Origin of the sequence: Mycobacterium sp. E2699 (assembly GCF_001666745.1) — a bacterium.
Lineage (GTDB): Bacteria > Actinomycetota > Actinomycetes > Mycobacteriales > Mycobacteriaceae > Mycobacterium.
Window position 1 is genome coordinate 48,100 of sequence record NZ_LZJH01000016.1, and the last position, 18,013, is coordinate 66,112.

An 18,013-nucleotide genomic window follows, 5' to 3' on the forward strand; every position below is an offset into this window, starting at 1 on the left:
AGCTATTGGGCGTCACCCGATCTGGCCGCCTCCTCGCGGGTCAGGCCGACGGCGCCGATCAGCTCCTCGTGCAGCTCGAACCACACGGTGTGGTACGAGTCGATGAGCGGCCTGGACAGCCAGGCGGTGTCGCCCGTCTTGATCTTGTCCAGCGCCGCACACAATTTCGCCGCGTAGGCGCCCAGCCGCGGCAACTGGGCGGCGGCCGCCTCGATGATCGGCAGCACCCGGGCGTGCACGTCGTCGAGGCGAGCCAGCACAGCGGCGTCGTATTCGGCGTCGTCGTGCGCATTGGGCGCGCCCCCCTTGACTTGCCAATCGGTGACCAGCGCCTTGAGGGCGGTGTTGACCGCGCGAAAGTCGTTGTAGGCGGCCCCCATCGCGCCCGGATCGACACCCGCGCGCTCCTCGGCGAGCAACTCCTCGAGCCGGGCGCGGCCGCCGGGACTGATCCGCAGCGCCGCGCCGTCGAGCAGCAGGCCCGCCGCGGTCAACCGCTCGACGGCGCCGGAGACGTCGCCAAGGTCCCGGCCCAGGGTCGCGGCAAGCTCGGCGGGACGCACCCGGCCCTTCAGCCGGACCGCCTGCAGCACAGCCAATTCCGTCATCGGGACGCCTCGGTGGTCAGGCGCAGGGCCGTCAGCATGACGGTCAGCGGGGTGACGGAAACGACGTCGGTGGCCCCGGTGTCGAGGGCCGCGCGCACCGCGGCATCGGAGGCGTCGTCCAGCCTGGGGTGATCGCCGGCGGCGTGCGCGCGCAACGGGCTGATCCGCCGCGCGACATCGGCCAGCTCGCGCAGTTCCGGCGTGTCATTTTCCGACCACGCCGACGGGCTCAGGTCGCCCTCGCGCACCTCGCCTTCGTAGCCGTCGACGGTGATCTGCCGGCCCGCCAGCCTCGCCGCGGCGCCGTGACCGCAGCCCACCACCGCCACCCGCCCGAGCTCGCGGCTGACCACCGCCGCGTGGCTGGCTGCGCCGCCGACCTCGGTGACGATGGCCTGGGCGGCCAGCATGCCCAGGACGTCTTCGGGTCTGGTGTGGTCGCGCACCAGGATGACGCGCTCACCGCGGTCGGCGGCCTCCAGCGCCGCATCGACGTCGATGTACGCCTTGCCCGACACCACGCCCGGGCAGGCGGGCAGCCCCTTGGCCAAAAGGTTTGCAGCCAAGCGTGTTTCGGGCTGGAGCGCGGGCAGCAGCAAAGCCGACACGTGCGCCGGCGTCACGCGGCGCAGCGCCTCGGCGTCGTCGATGAGGCCCTCTCTGCGCAGTTGCAGCGCCAGCCGCACCGCGGCCTGCGCCGACAACTCGGCCGCCCGCGTCTGCAGCAGCCACAACGCGCCGTCGTCGACGGTGAACTCGATCTCCTGGGTGTCCGACGCGAGCCGCTCCATGCCGCGGGCGGCGTCCGTCAACTGGGCGTAGACGGCCGGTTGCGCGTCCCGCAAGGCCGCGATCGGTGCGACGTCGACCAGCCCCGAGACCACGTCGTCGCCCTGACCGCCCGGCAGCCATTCGCCGAAGGGTTCGTCGGCGCCGGTGATGGGGTTGCGGGAAAAGATCACGCCCGCACCGGAATTGGGGCCACGGTTGCCGAATGCCATCGCCTGCACGACGACCGCGGTGCCGCCAAGGTCGTCGATGCCGTAGTGCGCGCGGTAGGCGGCGGCGCGGGGCGAGTTCCACGAGGCGAACACGGCCTCGATGCCGGCGCGCAGCTGCGCGTAGGGATCGTCGGGCACGGATTCCGGCCTACCCACGACGCGCTGATACATGCGGGTGAATCGCTGCCGGGTGTCGCGGGCGAACCGTGATCCGCCTTCAGCCGTGAGCGCACGTTCGACGGCGTCGTTCATCCCGACGTCCAGCAGGGTGTCCATCATGCCGGGCATGGAGTGCGTGGCTCCCGAGCGCACGCTGACCAACAGCGGGCGCGGGCCCCGCCCGAACGTCCGCGAGGTTTCGGCTTCCAGCCAACGCATCCGGTCCAGCACGTCGCCCCAGACGGCGTCGAGCGTTGCGCCCGGCTCGGCGAGGTAGGCCAGGCCGACCTCGGTGGTGATGCAGAACGCCGGCGGCACGGGCAGGCGCTGCCGGCGCATCGCGTCGATGCCGTGGCCCTTGTTACCCAACAGCTCGCGCGGGTGACGCGCGCCGCCGTCGAGCGAGACCACGGCGTTGATGCGGGTCGTGGTGCACCCCCTCGTCGAGCGGCCCGTCCCGCCGGGACCTTCCCGGCAGGCCTCGACGAGTATGTCAGGAGCGTCCGCGCAGCAGCCCGAAGCCGAAGTTCGTGCCGAGGCCGCGGCGCAGCGCAAGGTGAATCCACAGCAGCCCGTAGGGCTCGAGCAGCCGCGCCAGCGTCAGGTCGCCGACGTCGACCGTCTCGAAACCGAGCTCGGCGACCAGGCCGGCGGTCACCCACTTGGCCTCGTCGTCGTCGCCGCAGACGAACATGACCGGCCGGGCCGGCAATTGCGGCCCGTCCATCATGGCGGAGCCGATCTGGTTCATCGCCTTGCACACCCGGGCGCCGCGGGCCCACTTCGCGACCTCCTCCGCCCCCGACGTGACATGCCCGACCTCGAGCCCGGAGATGTCGGGTGTCAGCGGATTGGTGCAATCGATGAGCACTTTGCCCGAGAGATCGCCGCAGCCCCGCACCGCCGCCCGCGTGGCCTGCCACGGCGTGCACAGCACCACGACATCGGCTGCGGCCGAAGCGAATTCGTTGGTCTCGACGGAGCCGAGCGACGAATACTTCGGGTCGTCAGGATTGCGGACACCGAACATGATCCGGTGGCCCCGGTCGGCCCACGCGGTGCCCAGGGCGTTGCCGACGTTGCCGGCCCCGATGATCGCGATCTTGATGTCGCGCTCCTTTCCGGGTCTCAATCGCCACCCGCTAGGTTTGCACCCATGAATGTGTATGACGTCGGGTTACTGATCCTGCGGCTGGTGCTGGGACTGACACTCGCCGCGCACGGCTTCAACAAGTTCTTCGGCGGCGGCCGGATACCGGGGACCGCGCGGTGGTTCGAGAGCATCGGCATGAAACCCGGAAAATTCCACGCCACCGTGGCCGCCACCACCGAGATGGCCGCCGGGCTGGGCCTGGCGGCGGGGCTGCTCACGCCGATCCCGGCGGCGGGCTTCGTCTCGCTGATGCTGGTCGCGGCCTGGACCGTGCACCGCGCCAACGGCTTCTTCATCGTCAAGGAGGGTTGGGAGTACAACCTGGTGCTGGCGGTCAGTGCCGTCGCGGTGGCCACGCTGGGCGCCGGGCGGCTCAGCCTGGACTGGCTGATCTTCGGCCACAACTGGTGTGACGGCTGGGCCGGCCTGGCGATCTCGGCGGGGCTCGGTCTCGCCGGCGCGGTCGGGCAATTGCTGATCTTCTACCGGCCGCCGGTCAAGCAGGCGGGATAGCCGTCCTGCGGCCGCGAGCGTAACGGCACCGCGAAGCTCGGCCCGATTCTTCGCAGTGCCGTTACAGTCGCGTGGCACCGGCGGCACGCCGCCCGGCTACGGCTTCCCGGTGTTCCCGTTCTGGCCGAGCAGCACCCCGCCGGTGCCGCCGGTGCCCGGCGTGCCGGGCGGGTTGCCCGGGTCTCCGCCGTTGCCGCCGTTGCCGCCATCGCCGACCGCCACGGCGTCGCCGCCGTTCCCACCCGCGCCGCCGGTGCCGCCGAAACCGGACCCGCCGGCACCGCCGTCACCGCCGTTGCCGATCAGCCCGCCCCTGCCGCCGGCCCCGCCTGCGCCGCCGGGAGTCAGCGGGCTGGCGCCCGCAAGTCCGCCGCCGCCGCCGGAGCCGCCGGAGCCGGTGAGCATGCCGGCGTTGCCGCCGGCGCCGCCGGCCCCGCCCCTGGAATCGCCGGCGCCGCCCATGCCGCCGGCCCCGCCGTCGCCGAAGAACAGGCCGCCGTTGCCGCCGTCGCCGCCGGCACCGGCGATGCCGTCGCTGGTCCCGCCCGCGCCGCCGGCCCCGCCGCCGGCGCCCATGCTCAGGATGCCGGCATTGCCGCCGCGCCCGCCGGCGCCCGCCGCGGTCTGGCTGGCCCCGCCTGATCCGCCCGCCCCGCCGCCGCCGAACAGGCCGCCGTTGCCGCCGGTGCCTCCGGCGCCGCTACTGCCGTTGAGGCTGCTGAACCCCCCGGCGCCGCCGGCCCCGCCGTCGCCGGACAACGTGCCGCCGGCGCCGCCGTCGCCGCCGGCCCCGCTGTGCAGGCCGAACCCGCCGTCGCCGCCGACCCCGCCGCGGGCGAACAGCCCACCGGTGCCGCCGGCACCGCCGGCCCCGCCGTTACCTGCGCCGGCCGTGCCGGGTGTGAAGGCCACGCCGCCGGCGCCGCCGTCCCCGGCCGCGCCTGCGAACAAGCCGGCGTTGCCGCCGGCGCCGCCCGCGCCGCCGTTGGCGCCGGACGGTGCCCTTCCGCCGGCTCCTCCGGCTCCGCCGGAGCCGAACAGCGCGCCGTTGCCGCCGGCCCCGCCCGTCCCGCCGTTTCCGGTGACCGACGCCCCGCCGGTGCCGCCTGCGCCGCCGGAGCCGAACAGCCCACCGCCGGCCCCGCCGTGGCCGCCGGCGGCGCCGGGCGCCCCGGAGCCGCCGGTCCCGCCGTTGCCGAACAGCAGCCCGCCGGGCCCGCCCGCGGCCCCCGTGCCGGGCGCCCCGTTGGCGCCGTTGCCGATCAGCGGGTGACCGGTGGCCGCCTGGACCGGCGCGTTGATCGCGTTGAGTGCCTGCTGCTGCAGGGCGTGCAGCGGGTTGGCGCTGGCGGGGGCGTTGAAGCCGTCCAAACCCAGCAGCTGACCGCCGATGCCGCCGGCGCCCGCCTTGCCCGGCACCTGGCCGAGGCCGCCGTTACCGGCGTTGCCGCCGTCGCCGACCAGCATCGCGTTGCCGCCGGCCCCGCCCGCACCGCCGGTGCTGCTGGCGGCGCCCTGGCTGCTGCCGCCGCTGCCGCCGTTTCCGCCGTCGCCGATGAGGCCCGACCTGCCCCCGGCGCCCCCGGCGCCGCCCTGAGACGTCAGGCCGTCTCCGCCGGCGCCGCCGGCGCCCCCCGAGCCGGTGAGCAGGCCTGCGGCGCCGCCCACCCCGCCGCGCCCGCCGGTCTGGGGGCCGAACCCGCCGTTGCCGCCCGCGCCGCCGTCGCCGAAGAGCAGCCCGCCGTTGCCGCCGGCTCCGCCCGCCCCGCCGATGCCGACCACCGGGGTGATGCTCTCGCCGCCGGCGCCGCCCGCGCCGCCCGCACCGAGGCTGAGCATCCCGCCGCTGCCGCCTGCGCCGAACATCCCGCCGGCTCCGCCGGCCCCGCCGGTGCCGCCGGTCCCGCTCACGCTGCTTCCGCCGAGCCCGCCGGTGCCCCCGCTGGAGAACAGCCCGCCGTTGCCGCCGGTGCCCCCGTCTCCGCCGGGACGGGTGATGCTGTCGCTGCGGCCGCCGATGCCGCCCGTCCCGGCCGCGCCGGACAGCATGCCGGCGTTGCCGCCGGCCCCGCCGTTCCCGCCGGTTCCCGCGTCCGAGTTACCGCCGGCCCCGCCGACGCCACCGGAGCCGAACAGTCCGGCTGACCCGCCGTGGCCCCCGTTGCCGCCGGCGCCGCCGATGGCCAGGGGGGTTCCGCCGGCACCACCGGCCCCGCCGTTACCGCCGTTCCCGCCGTTGTTGCCGCCGCCGGTGCCGGATCCGCCGGCGCCGCCGTTGCCGATCAACCACCCGCCGTCCGTCCCGTTCTGCCCCGTCCCCGGGGCGCCGTTGACGCCGTTGCCGATCAGCGGGCGCCCGGTCGCCGCCTGCACCGGCGCGTTGACCGCGTCGAGCAGGCTCTGCAGCGGGGACACGTTGGCCGCCTCCGCGCCGGCGAACATCGCTCCGCTTGCGCTCATCGTCTGAACGAACTGTTGGTGGAACGCCGCCGCCTCGGCGCTCAGCGCCTGGTAGGCCTGCGCGTGCCCGGAAAACAGCGACGCCAGCGCCGCCGACACCTCATCGGCCCCGGCCGCCAGAATCCCCGTGGTCGGGGCCGCCGCGGCCGCATGCGCGGCGCTGAGCGCCGATCCGATGCTCTCCACATCCGCCGCGGCCGCCGCCACCGTGTCGGGGGCCACTATCACAAACGACATCGCTGTCCTCCGGTCGTCATCGAGCGCCGGGGCGGATCTGCGTCGCTGCCCCTCCGGACGCTCGTCTGGAATCGAATTCAGGATCCGGTGGATGCGCCGCCGAAACGTCGGTCAAAGCTCGTAACAGCACACGTCCGGGGGTCGTAGATTCGCGCGCCGACGGTGCTTAGCTGTGGCCGGCGACTTCCTGGGCCAGCTGCACGCGGGAGCTGATGCCCAGCTTCGCGTACACGTGCGTGAGATGGGTCTGCACCGTGCGCCGGGAGATGAACAACCGGGCGGCGATCTCGTTGTTGGCCAGCCCCTCGGCCACCAGCCGCGCGACGTCGCGCTCGGTCGGAGTGAGGGAGGCCCAGCCGCTCGTCGGGCGCTTGCGCTCCCCGCGACCGCGACGCGCGTAGGCGATGGCCTCGTCGAGGGACAGCCCGGCTCCCTCCGCCCATGCGCTGTCGAACTCCTGCTCGCCCATGGCGTCGCGCAGCGCGGCGACCGACCGCTCGTGGTCCGCGTCGTGGATGCGGAACCGCACCACGCCGATTCGCCGGCGGATCTGGTCGGCGGCGCCGTACAGGCGCGCCGCGTCGCGATGGCTCAGGCCGTCCGCGGCCAGCCGCCCGAGGCACTCGAGGATGTCGGGGACGGCCAGGTGCGCCTGGCGCTCCGCCGCGCAGCCGAGGGCCTTGTGCGCGTCGCGATCCGCTTGGTCGGGTTCGCCTTTGGCGATCGAGATGCGCGCCCGCGTGGTGAGCGCCCGGGCCAGGTGCCAGCCCGCCGACGCCGCGACCTGTTGGTCGGCCCAGCGCCGGGCCTCGACGAGATCGCCGCGGGCCAGGGCCACGTCGGCCATCGGGTTCACAATCGCGGCGCCGAGCTCGCCCTGCGCGCTCAGGCGTTGTTGGGCCGCCTCGATCGCCTCGGTCGCCGCCGCGAGGTCGCCGGCGGCCGCCGCCGCGGTGACCAGGACCGCATAGCTGAATCCCTCGTTATATGGCCACAGATCGGCGGCCGCATCCAGTGATGCGTGGGCGGTGGCGGTGGCCGCGCTGGTGTCGCCCCGGAAGGCGAGTGCGAGGCTGAGGCTCAGCCGGGCGCCCCACCGGAACAAGACGTCGTGCGCCGCGTCCGCATCGGCGGTCACCGCCTCGAATTGCTCGACGGCCCGGGCCAGATCGCCCTTCATCATCTGCGCCAAGCCCAGGGTCCAGCGGCACGAGCGCGCGTCGAATCGGTCGCCGATCGCATCGGCGAGCTCGCACCCCTCTCGGGAGGCCTCTTCGGCGGCGATCGGGTCGCCCGCGTAGAACGCGCCGTTGGCCTGCCAGGTCAGGATCTGGGTCAGCCGCCACTGGTCGTCGAGCGAGCGGGCGATGCCGATCGCCTCGTCCAGGTACGGCCGGGCCGCGGCGGCGCTGTAGGAAGCGATCGCGCCGCAGGCGGTGAGCGCGCGCGCCAGCAGCGCGGGGTCGTCGATCTCGCGGGCGATCGCCACGGCTTGCTGCGCCTGCTCCAGGTTGTCGCCGATGCTGCGCGACGCGTCGAGGACCGCCTTGTCGGCCAGCGCGCGCCCGCGCACCACCGCGGAGACGTCGGAGTGCCGCGCGCCGGGCTCGGCGAGAATGGCGTCGAACCAGGCCAGGCCCTCCTGGATGCGGCCCCGCGTCTGCCACAGCGGTTGCAGCGACGACGTCAGCTCCAGCGCCCGCTCGATGTCGCCGGTTCGGCGGCTCCACGCGAACGCCGCCCGCAGGTTGTCGATCTCGATCTCGACCTGTTCGATGCGGCGCTGGTGGTCGGCGTCAGCGGCGCTGTCCAGCAGGGCGGCCAGCGCCGCGTAGTAGTCGCGGTGCCGCGCGTGCACCTCGTCGGCTTCCCCGGATTCGGCCAGCTTTGCCGCCGCGTAGTGGCGCACGGTCTCGAGCAGCCGGAAGCGCGTGCGATCGCCGGCGTAATCGGCCACCACCAACGACTTGTCCACCAGCTGGGCGAGCCGGTCGAGCACCTGATGCTGCTGCACCGGATCGCCGTCGCCGATGACCCGCGCGGCATCGAGGTCGAAGCCCGCCCGGAAAACCGCGAGCCGCCGGAACAGGATGCGCTCCGGCTCGTTCAGCAGCGCGTGCGACCAGTCGACCGACTCGCCCAGGGTCTTCTTGCGCCGTGTCCCGGCCGCCGCGCCGGTCACCAGCCGGAACCGGTTGCGCAGGCCGTCGAGGATCTCGGTCAGCGACATCATCCGCACCCGCGCCGCGGCGAGCTCGATGCCCAGGGGCAGGCCGTCCACGCGAGCGCAGATCTCGCGCACGGCGGCGCTGTCGTCGACGGCGATGCTGAAATCGGGCCGGGCCAAGCGCGCACGGTCGACGAAGAGCTCGATCGCCTCGTCGGCCAGCGACAGCGACGGCACCCGCCAGGTCAGCTCGCCGGCCACCCCGATCGGCTCGCGGCTGGTCGTCAGGATCGTCAGCTGCGGGCAGGCGCCCAGGAGCGCGACGGTCAGTCGGGCGCACTCGTCGATCAGGTGCTCGCAGTTGTCCAGAACGAGGAGGACCGGGCGGTCACCGAGGAACCGCACCAGTGTTTCCGTCGCCGAGCGGCCCGGCTGGTCGGGGAGGCCGAGCGCCCGCATCGCCGCGACCGGCACCATCTCCGGGTCGGTGACCGGCGTCAGGTCGACAAACCACACGTCGCCGTCGAACTCGGCCGCCGCCTGGGCGGCGACCTGCACCCCCAGCCGCGTCTTACCGACACCACCGGCGCCGGCCAGGGTCACCAGCCGGTTCTCGTACAGCGCCTTGACGACGTCGTTCGTCAGCGTGACGCGACCCACGAACCGCGTCAGCTGCACAGGGAGGCCGTGCGGGACGACGCTTCCGGTGGTGCGCAGCGGCGGGAATTCGGCGTCCAGGTCGGAGTGGCAGAGCTGCGCCAACCGCTCGGGGCGGGGAAGGTCGCCGAGCTGATGGGTGCCGAGATCGGTCAGCCAGGTGTCGGCCGGCAATTGGTCGATGACCAGGTCGCGCGTGACGCCCGAGAGGAGAATCTGTCCGCCGTGCGCCAGCTCGCGCAGGGCGCCGGCCCGCTCGGGGGTCGAGCCGACATACTCGCCCCCATCGCCCAGCTGAACCTCGCCGGTATGCACGCCGACGCGCAGCCGGATGGGCGCCAGCTGCGCCCGCTGCAACGCCACAGCACACGCCACCGCATCCGTCGCGTGGGCGAAGGCGGCCATGAAGCCGTTGCCCGCGCCCGGTCCGGCCGCCAGCACGCCATCGTGGGCGGGAACGATCTCGGAGGCGGCGCGATCCAGCCGCGCCAACGCGGCCGTCGTTTGCTCCCCCTGGCTCTCCCACAGTCGTTCGGCGCCCTCGAAATCGGCGAGCAGCAGGGTCACGGTTCCTGTGGGCATCGGCTCCCTCACGCGATGGCCATGCCTCTTACATGACCGTAAATCCCCGCGCACACCAGTTTCGCTCATGCCAGCCACCGAGGGTCGAATACCAACCGAAAACTATTGAGGTCATCGGAGTGGTGAGGCCTGCCGGCGGCCGCCCCGGGCACCTGGGTCGACCATTTGCCGGGGGTGGTCCTACGACCCCGCACCTCGCCGCATTTACGACCCCTCATGCTGAGTATCTACGCGATTCGACCGACGTTAGTTCGACGTCGGACCCCGCATATTTGACCCGCTTGGAACTACAAGCCGGGACCGGGATCGCAATTCGCTGCGTTTCCACCGATCGTCCGGACGGCTTGGGAGCGGGAGGACGGCGATGTCGTACCTGATAGCGGCCCCGGTGGCGGTGGCGGTGGCGTCAGCGCATCCGGCGGACGTCCGTTCGGCGCCGAACGCGGCAAACGCGGCGGCCCCGACTGACGGCGAAGGACGGGTGTGATGAATTTCTTGGTGTTGCCGCCGGAGGTCAATTCGGCGCGGATTTATCTGGGTGCGGGGCCGGGCCCGATGCTGGCGGCGGCGGCGGCCTGGGAGGGGTTGGCCGGTGAGCTGGGTTCGGCAGCGAGCTCGTTCGGGTCGGTGACGTCAGGCTTGGTGGGGGCGGCGTGGCAGGGTCCGGCCGCGGTGGCGATGGTGGGCGCGGCGGCGCCGTATCAGGGGTGGCTGTCGGCGGCGGCGGCGCAGGCGCAGGGGGCGGCGGGGCAGGCGCGGGCGGCGGCAGCGGCGTTCGAAGCGGCGGCCTCCGCGACGGTGCATCCGGCGGCGGTGGCGGCCAATCGCAGCCAGTTCGTGTCGTTGGTGCGGTCAAACCTGTTGGGGCTCAATGCGCCGGCGATCGCGGCGGCCGAGGCGCAGTACGAACAGATGTGGGCTGCCGACGTGTCGGCGATGGTGGGCTATCACGGCGGGGCGTCGGCGGTGGCCGCGCAGCTGAAGCCCGTGGCGCAAACCCTGTCCGGGCCACTCGGTCCAGTGCAGGCGGCCCTCGCGAACTTCAACCTGGGCGCGGGCAACTCGGGTAGCGGCAACGTGGGCGGCGGCAATACCGGCAACCAAAACCTGGGCGGTGGCAACATCGGCAGCCAGAACGTGGGCGGCGGCAACATCGGCAGCGCCAACGTCGGCAATGGCAACAACGGCGTCGGCAACATCGGCGGCGGCAACCGCGGCAACCAAAACCTGGGCAGCGGGAACGCGGGCAACAACAACACCGGCTTCGGGAACGCGGGCCTCGGGAACATGGGCAGCGGAAACCTCGGCAACACCAACGTCGGCAACGGAAACCTGGGCAGCGGCAACGTCGGCAGCGGGAACCGGGGCGACTCCAACATGGGCGTCGGGAACCGCGGCAGCAACAACGTCGGCATCGCGAACACCGGCAACCACAACTTCGGCCTCGGCAATACGGGCAACAACGACATCGGCTTCGGGCTCACCGGCGACAACCAGATCGGCTTCGGCGCACTGAACTCGGGGACCGGAAACATCGGCTTCGGCAACTCGGGCACCGGCAACATCGGCTTCTTCAACTCCGGCAACCACAGCTTCGGTGTCGAGAACTCGGGCAGCTTCAACACCGGCTTCACGAATTCGGGGCAGGGCAACACCGGCTTTTTGAACAGCGGTTTCAGCAACTTCGGGGTCGGCAACGGCGGGGCCAACAACATGGGGATGCTGAACGGCGGTTCCCAGAATTTCGGGATGGGGAACTCCGGCTTCCAGAACACCGGCAGCGGAAACGCGGGCTCTCTCAACACCGGCGACTTCAACGCGGGCTCCATCAATACCGGTTTGGGCAACTCGGGCGCCAGCAACACGGGCGGCTTCGACTCCGGGAACTTGAACACCGGCTTTGGCAGCACGGTCACCCCGGTCGGCGTCAAGAACTCCGGCTTCGGCACCACCGGCCTGGACTCGTCGGGCTTCTTCAACTCCGGCGGCGACACCTCCGGCTTCCAGAACACCGGACTCGCGTTCGAGTCGGGCTTCGGCAACTCGGGCAACGGCAACAACGCCGGGATCAACAACACGGGCAGCTTCCTGGCCGGCATCGGAAACACGGGGTTCGACAACATCGGCATCGGCAACTCGAACGTCTTCAACTCCGGAATTGGCAACTCCGGCAACGACGACTCGGGCTTCTTCAACAGGCGCGACGCGCAGGCGGGTTTCTTCCAATAAGGAGCTTCTTCCAAAAGGATTGTGATGTCAGACTTTTCGTTGTTGCCGCCGGAGATCAACTCGGCGCGGATGTACGCCGGCGCCGGGGCCGGACCGTTGTTCACGGCGGCGACGGCCTGGGACGGGTTGGCGGCCGACGTGCGGGCGTCGGCCTCGTCGTTTGACTCGGTGATCTCGGGTCTGATCGGCGGCCCGTGGTCGGGCCCGGCCTCCGAGGCGATGGTGCGCGCCGCGGCGCCGTACGCATCGTGGCTGTCGGAGTCGGCCGCACAGGCCGAGGCGGCGGCGGCGCAGGCGCGGGCGGCGGCGACGGCGTTCGAGGCGGCGCAGACCTTGACCGTGCATCCGGCCGCAGTCGCGGCCAATCGCACGCAACTGATGGCGTTGGTGGCGACCAACTTTCTGGGCCAGAACACGCCGGCGATCGCGGCCACCGAGTTCCACTACGGCCAGATGTGGGCCCAGGACGTCGCCGCGATGGCCGGCTACCACGCCGGGGCGATGTCGGTGGCGGCGGCGCTGACGCCGTTCGCGGCGCCGCCAATCAGCCTGGCAGGCTTGGTGTCTCCCGCCATGCAGGGAGCCGCGGATGTAGTGACCGCCTTGCAGTCGCTGCTTTCCGGGGCGCCGCTGCAGTCGCTGTCGTCGCTTGCGCAAGTCGCGACGCTGCCGATCAGCATGCTGATGTCACCGATCATGTCGCTGGCGCAGGGCGCGAACGCCGGCACCGCGGGGCTGGCCGATGCCACGGCGGTCGGCGCGGACGTCCCGAAGTTTGTCAGCAGCGCCGCCCCGGCGATGACACCGTTGGGCGGAGGAGCGGGCCTCGGGCCGGCCATGTCGGCGGGCTTGGGCAAGGCCCGGCTGGTGGGCTCGATGTCGGTGCCCCCGACATGGCAGGGATCGATGCCGGCCCGCGTGGTCAGCGCGGCCACGTCCGCGCTGGGCGGCGAAACGCCCGCCGCCGCGGCGGGAGTCGGGGCCGGCATGGGCGGCATGCCGATGATGCCGATGCCGATGGGCGGCATGGGCGCCGGAGCGCCCGCCGGGATGCTGGGCCGGGGCGGGGCGAGTCCGCATGTGCTGCAGTCGCGGCCCACCGTGGTGCCGCGTGTCGGGGTCGGATAGGGCGGGGGTGAGCGGCCGGGCTTTGCGGACTCGCCGCCGAACGTGATGCGGCGGCAAGTGATCAGACACCAACAATCAATTGGGAGACGTCCTGCGCTCCAAGGAGGATAGATATGACGGTGCGGGACGGCATGGCCAATGGTCATGGCGCCGTTGGTTACGTGTTGTCCTGCCTCGCACTGCTGTACGGGATCGGCTTCACCGGAAACGTCGCGGTTCCGCGAAGCATGGACCACGCGGTGGCGGCCCCCCGGGGCAACGCGATCCTGGTCGATCTGGCCCTGCTTGCCCTGTTCGTGCTTGCGCAGAGCGTCATCCGGGATCCGGGGCACAGCCGGTGGCTGTTCGCGAGCCTTGCGTTGTGCCCGCTGTACTGGCAATGGCGCACCCTGCCAACGGTCGTCTGGAACGTGCCATCGCCGGTGGGCCGGCTGGGCCTGCACGCCTTGTTCTGGCTGGCATGGGCGATCGTCGTGTTCGCAGCGATCGGCATCCGGCGCATCGCCTGCTTCGAGCTACGGATCCGGTGGTTCCTGTGGCGTGAAAAACGCAGTGCCAACCGGGGATTCGGCCAATGGCGGGCGTATTCGCCGGTGCGGCACCCGATCGTGGCGGGCTTGGTCGTCGCGCTGTGGGCTACGCCGGCGATGACGGCAGGGCACCTGCTCCTCGCGGCCGCCGCCACCGGCTATGTCGTGGTGGTCGTGCGGGAGGAAGAACACGTTTCGCGGCGACAGTCGGCGTTGATCACCACGGTCATCGGCGAGCTGTCGGGAACCGTGTTTCCCGCGCTGCGGCAGGCAACGGTCTTTTCGGGCCCCCCGTCAGCTTTGCATCGCCGCCGCAGCCGTCTCGGCCGACATCACCTCGGCCGCCGCGCGCTCGCCGGAGCGGATCGCGCCATCGATCCACCCGCACATGATCGCCGAGCTTTCCGTCCCGGCCCAGTGGACGCGACCACAGGGCTCGCGCAGGGTGTAGCCGAATTGCGTGAGCACCCCGGTCGGTGCGTGGCTGATCATCCCGCCACCGGAGTGGCGATCGGTAGTCCAGTTCTGCTCGTGGAAGTCCAGCGGCGCGTTCGCCTTGCCGCCGAACCGGTCGACGAGCTCGCCGATGAGCACCGCTTTGCGTTCGGTGTCGTCGAGCCGCGTCAGCCGGCGCGCCGCGGGCCCCTCGGTGATGATGCACATGATCCCGGGGTTGGGGGTGTCGGTGCAGGCGTCGATGGTGAGGGTGGCCGGGGACCCCGGGGCGGCCGACTGGCCGGACAGCCCGTCGGCCCGCCAGAAGGGTTCGTCGTAGACGACCGAGGTCTTGATGACGGCGCCGCCGGGCATGCGCCGGTGCAGAAACGCGCGGTCCACCGGCAGCATCGGCTCGTAGACGATCGAGTCGGCGATCGCCAAGGGGATCGCGACGATGACGCGCCGGGCCCGCACCGTCATTTTGTCCGCGGTGATCGTCACGCCGCCGGCGTCCTGGGTGATCTGCCGAACGGGCTGCGAAAGATGCAGCGTCGCACCGAGTTCCGCGGCGATCGGGCCGTAGATGGCGCCCATCCCGCCCACCGGCCGCGCGTCCTGGGCGCCGCCCTTGCCCGAGATGACGAAGGTGGCACCGCCCCCGGATGACCCCATCTGCGTCAGCACCCACAGCAGTGACGTCTCCGAGGCCGCCGACGTGTAGGTTCCGGCCAGGGCCATGTCCAGCATCTCCCGCGCCGGACGGGACATTGTGTTCTTGTCGAGCCATTCCCCCAGGCTGATCCGGTCCCACTCCTCGGCCTTCTTCGCCTCCCACGGCGCTTCGCGCGGAATCGTCTTGCACATCTGGTCCACCTCGAGCAGACCGGCGCCGAGGTTGGCCACCGCCCACGGGCTCATGCTCCACGGGATGGTGCCGCCGTAGCGGTGCTTCTTGCCGTCGACGATCATCATGGCGTCGCCGTCGTGGTTCTGCTTGTATTCGGGCACGCCGAATTCGGTCATGAGGGCGTGAATCCGGTCCTGCCCCGGGCCGACCCACGCGCCGCCGCGGTCGACCCACGACCCGTCCGGGCGATACTCGGTGAACGTCCGGCCGCCGACCCGGTCGCGCGCCTCCAGCAAGGCCACCGTTCGGCCCGCTCGTTGCAATCGCAGGGCGGCCGTCAAACCTGCGAATCCCGCGCCGACCACGCAGTAATCGACCTCCGACACGACAGGCTCCTTCACCTGGTCCGCCCCAGCAGCAAACTACACCGCTCGCGGTAGCGGCAGAAGTGTGTTCACCCGGAATTCGCGGGCGATTCAAAGCCATCCATCCGCCAGTGACGGCAAACCCCTTGTGGCCCTTGGCTACTCAGAGATGATGGGCCTGGTTGCCGCCGCGGCGTTTGGCGGTGTACATCGCGCTGTCTGCGACCTCGACGAGTTTCTCGATGAGCCCCGGGATGTCGAAAGTGCCCGTGGGCGGCAGGTCGGCGGTGGCCGTACCGACGCTGGCGGTCAATCCCTGAGGAAGCGCGGCGATCGCAGCGCCCAACCGCGCCGAAATTTCCTCGGCGTTCGGCGACGGACCGGTCGCGGCGACGAGGAACTCTTCGCCGCCCGCGCGACAGAGCACCGCCGTCGGCGGCAGCTGCTGCCGCAGCACGTCGGCGACAGCGATCAGCGCGCGGTCACCCGCGGCATGACCGAAGGTGTCGTTGATGCGTTTGAACGCATCGAGGTCGATCATGATCATCATCAGGTGGGTGTCGTCGGCGTCCGGATCGCCGAGCATCCGGGTGAGGGCGGCGATGAACCCTCGGCGATTGAAGAGCCCGGTCAGCGCGTCTTCGTCGGCGCGCACCGCGTAGGTCCCCAGGGCCCGCGACATCCCTCGCATCGCCAGCGGGAAGGACAGGTTGAGAATGGTGATCACCCAGAACGCGGCGAGCCCGGTCCCCAAGTCGAACTCGCGGGCCAGATGCGCCGCGGTCGCGACGGACACGGTGACCGCCAGGGCGGCGCTGAAGACCAGGAGCCTGTTGCCGTGGAAGAGGGCCACATAGCCGCTGTTGGTGGCCATCGCGCAGCAGCCGACGGCCGCCAGGGCGGCGGTCGACTGGGTCAGGCTCCATCCCGCGATGCACGTCGCGGCGACCACCCCGAAGATCTCCGATTGGACCCGGGTCGGCCAGTGCGTCAGCCAGAACACGCTCACCGCCACGACGAAGATCGCCGCCATTGCGTCGACCAGCACCACCTCGGCCGTCGGGTGACGCGCGCTGAGCATGGTGGTCACCGGGACGAGCGCCGATATCGACGAGATGGCCGCCAGGGTCCACTGGGCCGCGCGAAGCACTCCGCGCTCGCGCAAGATATCCGTAATCCAATCGAACTGGTCGGGCTGACCCAGCCACGACCCGAATCGGGGCACGCCGCGCACCTCCTTTCAGGAGATAGCTCAGTATCCAACAGCCATTGACGGCGCACATGTGCGAAATCGACGAACCTTGCGGGGTTCGGTGCGGCCGCGCCGCCAGCTTGCCTAGGGTGCGCAGCATGTTGGTGCATGTGGTGCGGGCGCGGCGCAGTGCCGAACACTTCCCCCGCAGCGAACACCTGGCGTGGAAGATCGCGCAGGTCGCGGCCGACCCGGTCGCCGTGCCCGCGGACACGGCGGCGATGGTGATCGACCGCATCATCGACAATGCCGCCGTTTCGGCCGCCTCGGTCATCCGTCGTCCGGTGGCGGCCGCGCGGGCTCAGGCCCTGGCGCACCGCGGACCGGGGCGCGGGGCGAAGGTGTTCGGCGTCGAGGGCGACTATTCGCCGGAATGGGCGGCCTGGGCCAACGGCGTCGCGGTGCGCGAGTTGGACTTCCATGACACGTTTCTTGCCGCCGACTACTCCCATCCGGGCGACAACATCCCCGCCCTGGTGGCCGTTGCCCAGCATCTCGGGATCGGTGGCGCGGACCTGATCCGGGGCATCGCCACCGGCTACGAGATCCAGATCGACCTGGTCAAGGGCATCTGCCTGCACGAACACCAGATCGATCACGTCGCACACCTGGGCCCGTCGGTGGCGGCGGGCCTGGGCGCCATGCTGCGTCTCGAACCGGAGACGATCTATCACGCGATCGGTCAGGCTCTGCACCTGACGACGGCGACGCGCCAGTCGCGCAAGGGCCTGATCTCCAGCTGGAAGGCCTTCGCTCCGGCCTGGGCCGGCAAGGTCGCGATCGAGGCCGTCGACCGCGCCATGCGCGGGGAAGGCTCACCCGCGCCGATCTGGGAGGGCGAGGACGGGGTGATCGCCCGGTTGCTCTCGGGTTTCGAGCGCAGCTATCACGTTCCGTTGCCGGAGCCGGGTGAGCCCAAGCGGGCCATCCTGGAGAGCTACACCAAGGAGCACTCGGCGGAGTATCAGTGCCAGGCCCTGATCGACCTGGCGCGCCGGGTGCGCGGCCGAATCGGCGACCCGGGCGAAGTCGCGACGATCGTGCTGCACACCAGCCATCACACCCACCACGTGATCGGCACCGGATCCAACGACCCGCAGAAGATGGACCCGGACGCGTCCCGGGAGACGCTCGACCACTCGGCGATGTACGTCTTCGCGGTCGCGTTGCAGGACGGCGCGTGGCATCACGAGCGGTCCTACGCGCCGCAGCGCGCGCACCGCCCCGACACCGTCGAGCTTTGGCACAAGATCTCCACCGTCGAGGATCCCGAATGGACCCGGCGCTACCACTCCGCCGATCCGGCGGAAAAGGCGTTCGGCGCCCGCGCGGTGATCACCATGAACAACGGCGACGTGATCATCGACGAGATCGCCTTCGCCGACGCGCATCCGTTGGGGGCCAGGCCGTTTGAGCGCCCGCAGTACATCGGGAAGTTCACCGGGCTGGCCGAGGGCGTCGTCGGCCACGCCGAGCGGCGGCGGTTCCTCTCGGCGGTCGACGCGCTTCCGGGCCTGCCGCCCGGCGCTCTGGGTGCGCTCAACATCACGGTCGGGCCGCATGTGCTCGACGCGGCGCCGACCATCCCGCCTGGGATCTTCTGACGGGCGGCGGACGGGCTTCGACATCGGGACCCCGACAGCGCATTTCGTGATGCGCCGGCGCATGCCGCCGGCTCAGCGAGTAT

Annotated in this window: 10 protein-coding genes and 2 pseudogenes; 4 read left to right on the forward strand and 8 right to left on the reverse strand. The window is 71.6% G+C overall.

Features of this window, described 5'->3' with window-relative positions; translation table 11 throughout:
- Nucleotides 1-2: 2 nt before the first annotated feature.
- The 3 genes from A5696_RS01030 to A5696_RS01040 form a co-directional block, all read right to left on the reverse strand.
- Nucleotides 3-608, reverse strand: coding sequence for a MarR family transcriptional regulator (locus A5696_RS01030; protein ID WP_067872016.1), 606 nt, complete (start codon nt 606-608; stop codon nt 3-5).
- On the reverse strand, nt 605-2,179 hold the full coding sequence (locus A5696_RS01035; RefSeq protein WP_067872027.1) for a pyruvate, phosphate dikinase: 1,575 nt from the start codon (nt 2,177-2,179) through the stop codon (nt 605-607). The genes A5696_RS01030 and A5696_RS01035 overlap by 4 nt, the downstream gene beginning before the upstream one ends.
- Before the next feature lie 82 nt (nt 2,180-2,261).
- Nucleotides 2,262-2,900, reverse strand: coding sequence for an NADPH-dependent F420 reductase (locus A5696_RS01040; protein WP_231964181.1), 639 nt, complete (start codon nt 2,898-2,900; stop codon nt 2,262-2,264).
- 24 nt (nt 2,901-2,924) lie between these two features.
- On the opposite strand from A5696_RS01040, the gene A5696_RS01045 reads away from it, so the two are divergent.
- Complete coding sequence (locus A5696_RS01045) at nt 2,925-3,434, forward strand: DoxX family protein (protein ID WP_067872030.1); 510 nt, start codon at nt 2,925-2,927, stop codon at nt 3,432-3,434.
- Nucleotides 3,435-4,529: 1,095 nt separating this feature from the next.
- Here the strand turns inward: A5696_RS01045 and A5696_RS29000 are convergent.
- From A5696_RS29000 to A5696_RS01055, 3 genes and pseudogenes are all read right to left on the reverse strand, one after another.
- Nucleotides 4,530-4,745: pseudogene (locus tag A5696_RS29000) on the reverse strand (PGRS repeat-containing protein); the annotation flags it as partial.
- 1,164 nt (nt 4,746-5,909) lie between these two features.
- A pseudogene (locus A5696_RS29005) lies at nt 5,910-6,131 on the reverse strand (PE family protein); the annotation flags it as partial.
- A gap of 166 nt (nt 6,132-6,297) precedes the next feature.
- On the reverse strand, nt 6,298-9,549 hold the full coding sequence (locus A5696_RS01055) for a LuxR C-terminal-related transcriptional regulator (RefSeq protein WP_067872036.1): 3,252 nt from the start codon (nt 9,547-9,549) through the stop codon (nt 6,298-6,300).
- A gap of 474 nt (nt 9,550-10,023) precedes the next feature.
- On the opposite strand from A5696_RS01055, the gene A5696_RS01060 reads away from it, so the two are divergent.
- Both A5696_RS01060 and A5696_RS01065 read left to right on the forward strand, forming a co-directional pair.
- Nucleotides 10,024-11,766 carry a PPE family protein gene (locus tag A5696_RS01060; protein ID WP_067872039.1) on the forward strand — a complete coding sequence of 581 codons (1,743 nt, stop codon included), beginning with the start codon at nt 10,024-10,026 and terminating at the stop codon, nt 11,764-11,766.
- 21 nt (nt 11,767-11,787) lie between these two features.
- The gene (locus tag A5696_RS01065; protein ID WP_067872042.1) at nt 11,788-12,894 is read left to right on the forward strand and encodes a PPE family protein; all 1,107 of its coding nucleotides are present in this window, start codon (nt 11,788-11,790) and stop codon (nt 12,892-12,894) included.
- Nucleotides 12,895-13,718: 824 nt separating this feature from the next.
- Here A5696_RS01065 and A5696_RS01075 read toward each other — a convergent pair.
- Nucleotides 13,719-15,095 carry an FAD-dependent oxidoreductase gene (locus tag A5696_RS01075; RefSeq protein WP_067872048.1) on the reverse strand — a complete coding sequence of 459 codons (1,377 nt, stop codon included), beginning with the start codon at nt 15,093-15,095 and terminating at the stop codon, nt 13,719-13,721.
- Between the two features lie 142 nt (nt 15,096-15,237).
- A complete protein-coding gene (locus tag A5696_RS01080; protein ID WP_156738204.1) occupies nt 15,238-16,299 on the reverse strand; it encodes a diguanylate cyclase in 1,062 nt (353 codons plus the stop codon).
- Between the two features lie 125 nt (nt 16,300-16,424).
- On the opposite strand from A5696_RS01080, the gene prpD reads away from it, so the two are divergent.
- On the forward strand, nt 16,425-17,930 hold the full coding sequence (prpD, locus tag A5696_RS01085) for a 2-methylcitrate dehydratase PrpD (protein WP_067872182.1): 1,506 nt from the start codon (nt 16,425-16,427) through the stop codon (nt 17,928-17,930).
- The last annotated feature ends 83 nt before the right edge of the window (nt 17,931-18,013 follow it).

Bases quoted from the DNA above. Each gene is read 5' to 3' on its own strand.
- A5696_RS01060 (WP_067872039.1), top strand. From the start codon at position 10,024: ATGAATTTCTTGGTGTTGCCGCCGGAGGTCAATTCGGCGCGGATTTAT.
- A5696_RS01045 (WP_067872030.1), top strand. From the start codon at position 2,925: ATGAATGTGTATGACGTCGGGTTACTGATCCTGCGGCTGGTGCTGGGA.
- A5696_RS01030 (WP_067872016.1), bottom strand. From the start codon at position 608: ATGACGGAATTGGCTGTGCTGCAGGCGGTCCGGCTGAAGGGCCGGGTG.
- prpD (WP_067872182.1), top strand. From the start codon at position 16,425: ATGTTGGTGCATGTGGTGCGGGCGCGGCGCAGTGCCGAACACTTCCCC.